The sequence below is a fragment of the Myxococcus sp. AS-1-15 genome, assembly GCF_020037055.1.
Taxonomy (GTDB): domain Bacteria; phylum Myxococcota; class Myxococcia; order Myxococcales; family Myxococcaceae; genus Myxococcus; species Myxococcus fulvus.
Genome location: NZ_JAIQDF010000002.1, coordinates 549,679 through 561,424 on the forward strand (window position 1 = coordinate 549,679; position 11,746 = coordinate 561,424).

An 11,746-nucleotide genomic window follows, 5' to 3' on the forward strand; every position below is an offset into this window, starting at 1 on the left:
TTGGGTTGCTCGCGGGAGGCGGCTCCCCGAGAATGCGCCCGTGATGAAGGGTGAGGTGGTTTCGGGCCGCTACCGACTCGAGCGGGAGCTGGGGCGTGGGGGGATGGCCACGGTCTTCCTGGCCGTGGACCTGCGCCTGTCCCGGCCCGTGGCGTTGAAGCGGATGCACCCCGGCAAGGACCCCGGGCGCGTGGAGCGCTTCCGACGCGAGGCCGAGCTGGCGGCCTCCCTGCACCACCCCAACATCCTGGAGGTGCACGACTTTGGTGAGGACGCGGAAGGGCCGTTCCTCGTCTGTGAGTGGGTGCGGGGCGAGGACCTGCGCAGCCTCGCGGCGAGGCTCGGGCCGGTGCCGCCCGAGGCGGCGCTGGTGCTGGGCTGGGAGCTGGCGCGGGCCCTGTCCGCGGCGCACGCGAGCGGCGTCGTGCACCGCGACGTGAAGCCGGACAACGTGTTGGTGGCGGAGGGCGGGCCGCTGAAGCTGGCGGACTTCGGGCTGGCCGCGCTGGAGGACCAGGAGCGGCTGACGAGCACGGGCGCCGTGACGGGCTCGCTGGCGTACATGGCGCCCGAGCGCATCGACACGGGCGCGTTCACCCCGGCCTCGGATGTGTATGCCGTGGGGGTCATCCTGTTCGAGCTGGTCTCGGGCGGGACGCCGCACGCGGGCAAGGGCGCCGCGCACCTGGCGGCCTCGGTGATGACGCGGGATGCGCCGTCGTTGACGGAGGTGGTGCCGGGGACGCCCGAGTCCCTGTCGGCCCTGGTGTCGAGGTGTCTGGCGAGGGATGCCCGGAACAGGCCGACGGACGGCGGCGTGCTGGCGGCGGAGCTGGAGGCGCTGCTGCGGCAGGAGGTGGGGCCGCCCGCCGAGGTGGCTCGCGAGTTCTTGAGCAACCCCATGGCGGGTGCCATCCAGTGGCGGAAGTCTCGCTTCCAGCGATTGCTCGCGGAGGGGCGTACGCTGCTGGCGAAGGGCGAGGGTGCTCGCGCCGCGAAGGTGCTCAACGCCGCGTTGGCGTTGGAGCCTACGTCGTCCGAGGTGGTGGCCTTGCTGCGGGAGCGGCAGCGGCCCAGGAACTCGCGGGCGTGGTGGGCCGCGGGGTTCGTGCTCTGCGCAGCGACGGGGTTGGGTGGATGGACGTTGTCTCGCCATCGCGAGGCGTCGCGAGCCGAGGATGTGCTTTTGGTGCCAGGGGCCGGGGACTCGACGCTGTCCCCGGATGACGCGACACAGCTCCGTGAAGGTCCGTCGGGTGCACGCGCCGACGACGCGACGTCGCTCCGTGAAGGTCTTTCGGGTGCGCGGGCCGAGGACGCGACCTCGTCCCGGGATGGACAGGCAGGCGCAGAGGGCGAGGGCTCGACGCCGTCCCGAGGGGAAAGGGCGGGCGCACGAGCCTCGGACGTTGGAGAGGCAGGCGCGGGGAAGGCGTCGTGCGCGGAGGGAGGCTCCTCTTCGGAATGTCTGAAGGCGCTCGCGCGAGGGAGCGAGGACGCGGGGCGCGGAGCCGAGCCCCTCCTGGATGATGGGCTGGGAGGCGAGAGTGTCAGCGCGGCGCGCGAGGCTCTCGCCGAGCTGTCGCGGACGCAGGCGAAGAAGTCGATGGGTGCTCGGTCCACCGGAGGCCCTTCGGGGCGCGCTGGGAGCGCCTCCGTGCCTACGGCTCCGCGTCCGAGCACCGTGGGCGAGACGACCGCGGGGGCTTCGACGCAGCCGGAGCCGACCCCGGACACGGACGTCGCGGACGCTGGCGAATCGAATACACGGGGAGACGTGACGTCGGTAGCGCATGCCCCCGTGGGAGATTCAGTGAAGCCGGAGTCGATGGAGGGCTCCCCTGTCGTTCCCGTGACGGGTGACCCCGCGCCGACGGCGAGTTCGGACGCGAGTGCCGCCGCGCCCGCGAGCCCCGGGGTGCTGAAGCTGACGGCGCGCCCGTGGGCGGAGGTCTTCGTGAACGGAGAGAGCCGGGGGTACACGCCTCGGGTGCGCGAGGTCTCGTTGCCCGCGGGGACGCACCATCTGCGCTTCGCCAACTCGTTGTGTGACGAGGTGGAGATGCAGGTGTCGCTCGCGCCTGGGGAGACGGTGACGCGGGACGTGGTGTTGCCGTTGCGCAAGGCGGAGGTGCTCATCCTCGCGCCCGTGGGCTCGCGGCTCTTCGTGGACGGCCGGGAGGTGGGCGTGGCGCCGCTGGCGAGCGCGGTGAAGGTGGAGCATGGCCGCCACACCGTGACGGCGCGGCGCGCGGGTGCGCCCGTGTTGCAGCGTGAGGTGGACGCGGTGGCGGGACGGCAGCTCGAGGTCTCGATGGAGGGGCCGCCGTGATGATGGGGTTGGCCCTGGTGCTCGGGGTGCTCGCCGCGTCGCCGTTGGATGGCGCGCGGGAGGCCTACCAGTCCGGTGAGCTGTCCCGGGCGCGCGCGGAGCTGGAGTCATTGCTCTATCCATTGCGGCTCGATGGCGACGAGCTGGAGGCGCATGCGCACCTGCTGCTCGGGGCGACGTGGCATGCGCAGGAGGAGCTGGCGCGCGCCGAGGACGAGGTCGTGCGCGGGCTGGCCGCCCACGAGGGCGCGGCGTTGGACCCGCTGTTGTATCCGCCGGACTTCCTCGCCTTCGTGGAGCGCGCGAGGACCCAGCATGCCTCGCGCATCGCGGAGCTGCGGGCCGAGCGACGTCCTCGCCTGATGCCTCCGCCGACGCCCATCGCCACGCCGGTGCGCGAGGTCGCGACACGAGAGGCGCATCCGACGATGTCCCGGGCCTGGTACCTGGCGCCGATGGGCGTGGGGCACTTCAAGCAGGGACGCTCGGGGATGGGGACGGCGTTGGCGGTGAGCCAGGGCCTGGGGCTCGCGATGGCGGGCGTGTCGCTGGGGACGTCGCTGTCGCTGCGGGGACCGGATGGGCGCTACAGCGCGAAGGACGAGGGGACGGCGCGCACGCTGAACGTGACGTACCTGGTGGGCGCCTATGCCTTCGCGGTGGCGTATGCGTATGGTGTGTTCGACGGGCTGGTGCTGACGCCCGAGCCGCCCGCTCGCCCGGTGCCCTGAGGGACGGGCGGGATTTTCGTGCCGCGCCGCGCCCTTTTAGGGAAGGCAGGAGGACTGGAGACCGCCATGACGACCGACATCATCCGCGAGCGCCGCTTCAACCCCATCATCGCTGGTGTGTTGTCGTTCTTCTTCCCGGGGTTGGGGCAGCTCTACAAGGGGCAGCTCTTCCGGGCCATCCTGTGGTTCTGCTTCGTGGGCGCGGGGTACTGGTTCTTCGTGTTCCCGGGCATCGTGCTGCACTTCTTCTGCGTGCTGGGCGCCGCGTTCGGCAGTGCGGGGCAGGACCGGTTCCGGCTGTCGCGGTAGCGGCGCGCCGTGACGGAACGATGACCGCTCGCGGGACGTCCGCCCGCCAGCCGCGTCTCGCGTCCGTGTACCCAGGTGACTGTCCCTTCCAGCAAGGAGCAGCCGCATGGGTATGTCCGTCGGTGGTGGCCGGGGTGGCGTGAAGAGTGAGATCAACGTCACGCCCCTGGTCGACGTGGTGCTGGTCCTCCTCATCATCTTCATGGTGGTGACGCCGATGATGCAGCGAGGCCAGCAGGTGGCCCTTCCTCCGTCGCGACAGCCGGACGAAGAGAAGGCGACCCCGAGGGATCCGCTCATCCTCTCGATGACGTCGGACCGCCGTCTGTTCGTGGAGGCGGAGTCGTACGCGGACGAGAAGGCCTTCCAGGCGAGGCTCCAGGCCGCGATTCGAGCGGAGCCAGGCCGGGGGCTGTTGCTCAAGGCGGACCAGTCGCTCACCCACGGTGATGTGCTGAAGGTGATGCGACTGGCCCAGGGCGCCGGGGCGAAGCAGGTGGCGCTCGCGGTGGTGAAGCCCGGAGAGGGCGCTTCACCGTAGGCCCGTGTGTCGAGCGGCTACTCCAGCTCCAGCTCGACACCGCCTCCGAGGCGCAGCGCGAGGTTGACCAGGGCGCCGGTGATGAGGCCGAGAACGAAGCCCGCGAGGCCGTAGAGGATGACGGCTCCCACCATCAAAAGGAGCCCGCCACCCAGTCCCAGCTCGCCCAGGTGCAGGCCCTTGCCGAGGATGGCGTAGGTGCGAGGCGAGCCGAGCAGCAGCACCGCCATGCTCGTCAGTGTTCCCACGGTGACGCCAATCAACGCATAGAAAGCACCCAGACACTTGCCGAGCGAGATGGCGCCGACACCGCGAATCACTGTCATTCCAAGTCCCCCCCTCCGCCAGGACTGGCGGCACTTCGCTCCCCTCTAAGGGGCCGTGGACCTGGACGAAAATGAAGCTGCCGCGGAGGTGCTACCTTCGTCATGGCGACCCAGCGAGCGAGCCGGCATAGTGGCCTTTCGCTGTAGAACATGATCTTGGTGGGTTCCATGAGATGGGCAGTGCTGGTGGTGACGCTGGCGTCGGCCAGCATCGGTTGTTCCCACACTCGGCAACTGGAGCGGCAAGTCCACGTCATTTCCGAGGACGCTAACGGTGTCGGCGTTGACCACGGGAGTGGAACTGGCGGTTCGGGTGTGGAGGCGTACTGCAACGAACTGCAAAGGCAGTGCTTCCAAAAGTGCTGGGATCGCAAGCCAAGTATTTCAAGCATCAAGAAGGGCTCTGCGATGCACCATCATCACTGTACCCAGATATGCCGCGAAGAGTTCATGAGGTGCGTCGAGAAGCAGGAGGAGGCAGAGCGGCAGGATTCTTCGCAGAAGGAGAAGCTTCACTTCCCCACGATGGATGTCGCGCTCGTCTGGCTCAGGGAGCACAAGTCCGAGGTGGCGATTGGAACCGTGGTCATCATCGCGGGCGTGGTTGCCGCGCCCTACGTCATTACCATCGCAGCGGGCGGCGCGCTGGTTCTGGCCCCGTTGTGAGCAAGTGACCTATGTCCCGTGACGATATGGCGAACACCCTCGGTCTCGATTTGGACAGCATGCTGCTGGCGCTGAACCCCTTTATAGACAGTCAGGAGGAGGGCTCGAAGGAGCAGGAAGCTCTCAAGCTTGCCCAGGCTGCCCTCCTCTACATTCGAGACAGTGCGAAGGAGGCTGAGTTCGCCAGGTACTACGCGCAGTTCTCCGAGACCTCCTTCACGGTCGAGGTCTCACAGGACTTCGAGTCGAGAGCGGAGGCGGACCAGTGGCTCGCCAGCGGGAAGGCCCGGGACTCCGAGCGGGTGAGAATCGCGGGCGAGGGCTTCATGGTCGTCCAGGCGCAAGGACGGTTGTTGTTCATGGCCGCGCCTCTTCCCGAAGAACTGAAGGCGGGTGAATCCGAGTAGGAACCCGGTCCGCCTCAGGGCATCCCGCCGTCAGTCGGACTCCTCCTCGTCGAAGAGGCCGGTCGGCAGGCCGTCGATGCTGTGCGCGTTCTTCTTGCGCCGGTACTCCGTCAGTCCCTCCTCGCCCTTGCTCTCCGCCCAGCGCGTGAGCGTTGGCCTCTCGGCGGTGAACTCGTACAGGGGCACGCTGTAGCCGCAGGACTTCTGCACGAGGTCGATGTCAAGCTTCACCATCTGCCGCGCCCCCAGCGGCTCCACGCCGCCGAACTCGTGGGCCAAGAGCCGCGTGTACTCGGCGCTGCCCCGACGCAGCACCTGTCCCCGCCCATAGAGGCGCAGAATCATCGGCGGCCCCTCGAAGGCGCAGAACATGAGCGTGAGTCGCCCGTCGGCGCGCAGGTGCGCGGCCGTCTCGTTCCCGCTGCCGGTGAGGTCCAGGTAGACGACCTCGTTGGGCCCGAGCACGCGCAGCGAGTCGAGCCCCTTGGGGGACAGGTTCACCCGTCCCGTGCTGGCGGCGGAGGCCGTGAAGAACATCCGCTGGCGCAGGATGAAGTCGCGGTGGAGGGGCTCGAGGTGCGGATACTGGGTGGCCATGAGGAGTCCCGAGGGCAGGCGCGTCGAAGGCGTGGAGGACAGCGGACACTCAGCGCTTCCCAGGCGTCTCGGGGCGCACATCCATGCATAGTGTCACGAACATGTGGCGTGGCTTGTGGGCTCAGTGGGCGCGGATGTCGGACCGGAACGTGGCGGTGACGCGGCTTTTCGGGATGCTGCTGCTCCTGGCGGTGTGCTGCCTGGGCTTCATCGCGCTCTCGGACGAGGTGACGGAGGGCGAGACGCAGGACTTCGACGAGCGCGTGCTGCGCCTGCTGCGCAGCCCCCAGGACCCGTCCCTTCCCCGAGGCCCCTGGTGGCTGCGGCTCACCGCGGAGGACGTGACGTCGCTCGGCGGCGCGCCGGTGCTCTTCCTGGTGACGCTCGCGGTGTGCGGCTTCCTGCTCCTGGTGCGTCGCTACCGGACGTTGCTGCTGGTGCTCGTGGCCACCGTGGGCGGCACGCTGCTCAACGGCCTGCTCAAGCAGTTCTTCTCTCGCCCCCGTCCCTCCGTGGTCCCGCATCTCAAGGAGGTGATGACGACCAGCTTCCCGAGCGGCCACGCGATGCTGTCCGCCATCGTCTACCTCACCCTCGGCGCGCTCCTGGCGCAGCTCACCGAGCGCCGACGCCTCAAGGCGTACATCCTCACCGTGTCGCTCCTGCTCCCGGTGCTCGTGGGCCTGACGCGCGTGTACCTGGGCGTGCACTACCCCACGGACGTGTTGGGCGGCTGGGTGGCGGGGCTCGCGTGGGCGCTGCTCACCGCGCTCTCCGCGCGGGGCCTGCGCCGTCGCAGCCCGGCCCTGCGTGAAGAGGCCCGGCGTCAGGTGGAGTGAACGCCGCCCTCGTCCACCAGGGCCGCTTGGTCGCCCGGTCGCCGACTTCCGGACCCTCTCAGCGGCTGAGAGCAAACGACCCCCGTCTGCGCGCCCACGAAAAAGCCCCCATGGGCCTCCCGCTGGGCGAAAGTCGCGCTCCCGTGCGCCGTCCATCCCGCTGCCCTCCGAGTCGTCCGCTCCCACCTCGCGCGAGGTGCGCGGCATGAGCGTGTGGCGCTGGCTGGGCCGGTGGCTTCCCTTCGCTCGCGGCGAGCACGTCCCCATCTTCTACGACGAGGACTACCGCCTCCCGCTCACCGGCATCGAGACCACCGTCGGCGTCGAGCCTCGCGGCGTGGACTTCACCACGTGGTATCTCCTCGAGAAGCACGTCGTCCGCCCCGAGGACGTCTACCACCCCAGGCAGGTCAGCTACGCGGAGCTGTCCCGCGTCCACGACGCCGCCTACCTGGAGTCCCTCGGCCAGCCGGAGACACTCGCTCGCATCTACGCGGTGGACCCGTCCGAGGTCCCCGTCGACACGCTCCTCTCCAACGTGCGCCTCGTCTGCGGCGGGACCCTGGGCGCCGCCCGGCTCGCGTTCGGCCGCCGAGGCCCCGTGGTCAACATGGCCGGCGGCTTCCACCACGCCGCCCCGGGACGCGGTGGCGGGTTCTGCGCCGTCAACGACATCGCCGTGGCGCTCGCCGCCCTCCAGGCCGATGGCTACGAAGGACAGACGGTCGTCCTCGACCTGGACGCCCACCCACCCGACGGCACCGCCGAGTGTCTCGCCGGCCACCCCAAGGTGTGGATCGGCTCCCTGTCCGGCAGCGACTGGGGCGCCCTGCCCGAAGGCGTCGACGAGACGCGCGTCCCCGAGGGCGTCACCGACGAGCAGTACCTCGCCCTCCTGGAGGCGATGCTCGAGCGCATGCCCAAGCCTCGCCTCGCCTTCGTCATCGCGGGCTGCGACGTGCTCGCCGGAGACCGCTTCGGCCGCGTGGGCCTCACCGTGAAGGGCGCGCGGCGCAGGGACGAACTGCTCGCCCGGGCGCTGCGCGGCGTGCCCAGCGTGTGGCTCCCCGGCGGCGGCTACCACGCCGAGTCGTGGAAGGTCTTCGCCGGCACGGTGCTCGTGCTGTCCGGCATGGCGGGCCGTCGCATCAAGGCGCGCTATGACCCGATGAGCGCCCGCTACCAGCGCATCTCGCGGATGCTGTCCCAGGAAGGCGCGCCGCTCGATGAGCCGCTGACGCTCGAGGACCTGGAGGGCTCGCTGGGCCTGGGCGGCGCCGTGCAGCCGCGCGTGCTCGGCTTCTACACGGCGCAGTCGCTCGAGTACGCTCTGTTCCGCTACGGCCTGCTGTGGCAGGTGGAGCGCCTGGGCTACAGCCGCCCCCGCGTGGAGGTCAGCTCCACCGGCGCCGGAGACCGCATCAAGGTCCTGGGCCGCGCGGGCGGCGAGGAGCACCTGCTGGTGGACGTCGTCGTGGAGAAGCGCTCCATCACCGGCGCGCCGTACTTCTTCGTCAACTGGCTGAGCCTGCGCCACCCCCGCGCGCGCTTCAGCGAGCGGCGTCCCCAGCTCCCCGGCCAGGACGTGCCCGGCCTGGGGCTCGCGCGCGAGGCCACGGAGATGTTCGTGCTCATGGCCAGGCGCCTGGGGCTCGCGGGCGTGGCCTTCCGCCCCATGTGGTACCACCTGGCCGTCGTGGCCCGCGCGCGCTTCCGCTTCGCCGACCCCGCGCGCCAGGGGCGCTTCGAGGCGATGATGCGCGACCTCGCGTCCATGCCGCTCCTGGAGGCCACGCGCGCGATGGCCGAGGGCCGCGTGATGCTCGACGGCGAGCCCTACCGCTGGGAGGCCGACGACATGGTGCTGCCGCTCGAGCCCATCCCCGTCGACACCGACGCCATCACCGCCGAGCGCGAGCGCCACCACTTCACCGTGGCGCCCCGGCTCGGCTGAGCCCCCGCGCCCCCGCGCGGACATGGTAGGCAGTGGGCGTGGACCTGGACGCGCTCCGCCGTGAGCAGCACAAACGCCGCCTCTCCTGGATGCCGTGGCTCTACTTCGTCCTCAAGCCCCGCCACCGGGGCTGGGCGGAGGCGTGGCAGCAGGAGGTCCAGGCACTCCTGATGGAGCTGGAGACCGTCACCATCGCCGAGGGCTGCTTCGTCGCCCCCGAGGCCCGCATCTTCGCCGAGCCCGGTCGCACCGTCGCCCTGGGCCCCGGCTGCAGCATCGCCGCGGAGGCCTTCGTCCACGGGCCCGTCACCCTCGGTCCGCGCGTGAGCCTCAACGCCCGCGTGAGCCTGGATGGTGGCGCGGCCGGCATCCGCGTGGGCGAGGGCACCCGCATCGCCAGCGGCGCCACCCTCTACGCCTTCGACCACGGCCTCGCCCCGGACCGTCCCGTGCGTGACCAGCCCGTCACGTCCCGGGGTATCAACGTGGGCGCGGATGTATGGATAGGTGCCAACGCGGGCGTGACGGATGGCGTCACGATTGGCGACCACGCGGTGGTGGGCATGGGGGCCGTCGTCACTCGCGACGTGCCGCCCTGGGCCATCGTCGGAGGGGTGCCCGCCCGTGTGCTCGGCGACCGCCGCGAGCGCCCCCGCTCGGGGATGCCGGGCGGGTGGGAGCCAGGCGACCAGGGGTGAACCTTCTCCGCCTTCATTGACTTCCCGACATTCGCCGCCCCTATGCTGGAGGGGAGGTCGCCACCGGGAGGGGCACAGGGTCTGGAGCGGTTTTCACCCGACCCCCCGACGCGGGCGCAGGAGGCCGAAGTGGCAGACGAGCGGCGGGACGTGGGGCGCGTCGAGGCCCTGGCACAGGTTCCCGAGGCGAGCACGAGCGGCCTGACCGCGCGGCCCGCGTCCACGGATGGAGGGGCTGCGGTGGCGCGGCGGCTCCAGTCCCTGGATGGGCTGCTCAGCGAGGTGGTCTTCCAGCTCGACGCCCAGGGGCGTGTCACGTGGCTGGGGCCCGGGTGGGAGAAGCTCACCGGGACGCTGGGCGTGGTGTCGCAGGGACATCCGCTGACGGACGTGGTGCATGGGCTGGACCGCGAGAGCGCGCGTCACCTGCTGGAGTCGGTGGCCACGCAGCAGGTGTCGGACGCCCGGCAGGAGCTGCGCCTGTTCGTCGGCGGCGAGTCGCGCTGGGTGGTCCTCACGGCGCGCGGCGTGCCGGGGCAGCCCGGTGAGGTGGTGGGCACGCTGCTGGACATCGACTCGCGTCGGCGCGCCGAGGAGGCCGTCGCCACGCGCGAGCGCTACCTGGAGACGATGGTGGAGGTGCAGCGGCGGATGATGCCGCACCAGGACCCTCGGGACTTGTACACGTCCGTCGTCGAGCCCCTGGGGCGCGTGTCCGCCGCCTCCCGCGTCTACGTCTTCGAGATGCACCGCGCGCAGAACGGGGCGCTGCTCGCCTCGCAGCGCGCCGAGTGGTGCGAGCCGGGCATTCCTCCCAACCTGGAGGACCCGAACATGCACGGGCTGCCGCTCCTGGAGGCGCTGTGGCCCGAGCAGGCCGCGGACCTGATGCGCGGCGAGCCGGTGCAGGGCTTGCCCCAGGACTTCACCGAGGTGCTCACGCCCATGCTGGAGGCGCAGGGCGTGCGCTCGGTGCTGCTGTTGCCGCTGCACGTGCACGGACAGCTCTTCGGCGTCATCGGCTTCGACAACTGCCGGGAGGCGCGGCCCTGGGGGCCCATCGAGGTCAATCTCCTGTCGGGCGCGGCGGGCACGCTGTCGCTCGCGCTGGAGCAGCGCAACGACAAGGCCCTGCGCGTGCGCACGGAGACGACGCTGCGGCGCACCGAGGCGGGCGTGCACCTGCTGCTCGAGTCCTTCCCGGACCCGGTGATGGTGCACGTGGGGGACGGGGTGTTGCTGTCCGTCAACCCCGCGCTGGTGCAGTACCTGGGCTATCGGGACGCGTCGGAGCTGCTCGGGCGGCACGTGCTGGAGCTGGTGCGCGAGGAGGACCGGAGCGCGGCGCAGCTCTACCTGGGGCAGGCGCTGGAGGGGAAGGGTGCGGCGCGCGCGGTGGAGGTGCCGCTGGTGCGCCGCGACGGCGAGACGGTGGTGGCGGACCTGGTGACGCTGGCCGTGGTGTTCGACGGGACGCCCGCGTGGGTGACCATCGCGCGGGACTTCACCGAGCGGAAGCGCTCGCAGGCGCAGCTGATGCTCGCCGACCGCATGGCGTCCATGGGGTTGCTCGCGGCGGGCATCGCGCACGAGCTGAACAATCCGCTCGCGTATGTGTTGTCCAACCTGGACTTCCTGCACGCCACGGTGGGCCCGCGCGCGCGGCCGCTGACGCCGGACGACCTGGTGGAGTGTCGCCAGGTGCTGGACGACGCGCGCGAGGGCGCCGAGCGGATGCGGCAGATTGTCCGCCAGCTGCGGGTGTTCTCGCGGGTGGACGACACGCGCGAGGAGCCGGTGGACGTGCACCGGGTGCTCGACTCGGTGGCGCAGATGGCGGCCAGCGAGGTGCGGCCCCGCGCTCGACTGGTGAAGAGCTACGGCGAGGTGCCGCCGGTGCGCGGCAACGAGGGCAAGCTGTTCCAGGTGTTCCTCAACCTGGTCATCAACGCCGCGCACGCGATTGAAGAGGGCCAGTCGGAGACGAACGAGATTCGCATCACCACGCGGCCGGACGACGGCGCGCGCGTGCTGGTGGAGGTGAGGGACACCGGCGGCGGCATCCCCCCGGAGCACCTGCGCCGCATCTTCGACCCGTTCTTCACGACGAAGTCCGCGGGCATCGGCACCGGCCTGGGCCTGTCCATCTGCGACACCATCGTCACCGCGCTCGGCGGACACATCTCCGTCGAGTCGTCCGTGGGCGTGGGCACCACCTTCCGCGTGGCCCTGCACGCCGCGCCCCCGGGCATCTCCGACGCCCACCGGGGGCTGTGACGCGCTGTCCGGTGACACGCCACCGGGTGTGGCGTGTCGTCGAGACCTGAGCAGGCCTGTCCGGTGAGT

12 protein-coding genes are annotated in these 11,746 nt (G+C 70.8%); 10 read left to right on the forward strand and 2 right to left on the reverse strand.

The window, feature by feature from the left end:
- Positions 1-43: 43 nt before the first annotated feature.
- The 4 genes from K8625_RS07970 to K8625_RS07985 all read left to right on the forward strand — a co-directional run bounded on the left by K8625_RS07970 (position 44) and on the right by K8625_RS07985 (position 3,913).
- Entirely contained in the window at positions 44-2,332 is a 2,289-nt protein-coding gene (locus K8625_RS07970) for a serine/threonine-protein kinase (RefSeq protein ID WP_223782334.1), read from the forward strand.
- On the forward strand, positions 2,332-3,063 hold the full coding sequence (locus K8625_RS07975; RefSeq protein WP_223782335.1) for a hypothetical protein: 732 nt from the start codon (positions 2,332-2,334) through the stop codon (positions 3,061-3,063). Before K8625_RS07970 ends, K8625_RS07975 begins: the two co-directional genes overlap by 1 nt.
- Positions 3,064-3,129: 66 nt before the next feature.
- On the forward strand, positions 3,130-3,372 hold the full coding sequence (locus tag K8625_RS07980; protein WP_046710746.1) for a hypothetical protein: 243 nt from the start codon (positions 3,130-3,132) through the stop codon (positions 3,370-3,372).
- 106 nt (positions 3,373-3,478) lie between these two features.
- Positions 3,479-3,913, forward strand: a complete 435-nt coding sequence (locus tag K8625_RS07985; RefSeq protein ID WP_223749874.1) for a biopolymer transporter ExbD — start codon at positions 3,479-3,481, stop codon at positions 3,911-3,913.
- Between the two features lie 17 nt (positions 3,914-3,930).
- On the opposite strand, the gene K8625_RS07990 is transcribed toward K8625_RS07985, so the two are convergent.
- Positions 3,931-4,239 (reverse strand): hypothetical protein, encoded by a 309-nt coding sequence (locus K8625_RS07990; RefSeq protein ID WP_141327902.1) that lies wholly within the window; start codon positions 4,237-4,239, stop codon positions 3,931-3,933.
- 180 nt (positions 4,240-4,419) lie between these two features.
- On the opposite strand from K8625_RS07990, the gene K8625_RS07995 reads away from it, so the two are divergent.
- Positions 4,420-4,905, forward strand: a complete 486-nt coding sequence (locus K8625_RS07995; RefSeq protein ID WP_223782336.1) for a hypothetical protein — start codon at positions 4,420-4,422, stop codon at positions 4,903-4,905.
- Positions 4,906-4,964: 59 nt separating this feature from the next.
- Positions 4,965-5,312: a hypothetical protein gene (locus tag K8625_RS08000; RefSeq protein WP_223782337.1), complete on the forward strand. Its 348-nt coding sequence runs from the start codon at positions 4,965-4,967 to the stop codon at positions 5,310-5,312.
- A 30-nt stretch (positions 5,313-5,342) separates the two neighbouring features.
- On the opposite strand, the gene K8625_RS08005 is transcribed toward K8625_RS08000, so the two are convergent.
- Positions 5,343-5,909: a pyridoxamine 5'-phosphate oxidase family protein gene (locus K8625_RS08005; protein WP_223782338.1), complete on the reverse strand. Its 567-nt coding sequence runs from the start codon at positions 5,907-5,909 to the stop codon at positions 5,343-5,345.
- Positions 5,910-6,043: 134 nt separating this feature from the next.
- Here K8625_RS08005 and K8625_RS08010 point away from each other — a divergent pair, with 134 nt between their 5' ends.
- The 4 genes from K8625_RS08010 to K8625_RS08025 all read left to right on the forward strand — a co-directional run bounded on the left by K8625_RS08010 (position 6,044) and on the right by K8625_RS08025 (position 11,677).
- Positions 6,044-6,748 carry a phosphatase PAP2 family protein gene (locus tag K8625_RS08010; protein ID WP_223749879.1) on the forward strand — a complete coding sequence of 235 codons (705 nt, stop codon included), beginning with the start codon at positions 6,044-6,046 and terminating at the stop codon, positions 6,746-6,748.
- Positions 6,749-6,953: 205 nt separating this feature from the next.
- Positions 6,954-8,702, forward strand: coding sequence for a histone deacetylase (locus K8625_RS08015; protein WP_223782339.1), 1,749 nt, complete (start codon positions 6,954-6,956; stop codon positions 8,700-8,702).
- 38 nt (positions 8,703-8,740) lie between these two features.
- On the forward strand, positions 8,741-9,400 hold the full coding sequence (locus tag K8625_RS08020) for a DapH/DapD/GlmU-related protein (protein ID WP_046710754.1): 660 nt from the start codon (positions 8,741-8,743) through the stop codon (positions 9,398-9,400).
- Between the two features lie 240 nt (positions 9,401-9,640).
- A complete protein-coding gene (locus tag K8625_RS08025; RefSeq protein ID WP_370641898.1) occupies positions 9,641-11,677 on the forward strand; it encodes an ATP-binding protein in 2,037 nt (678 codons plus the stop codon).
- The last annotated feature ends 69 nt before the right edge of the window (positions 11,678-11,746 follow it).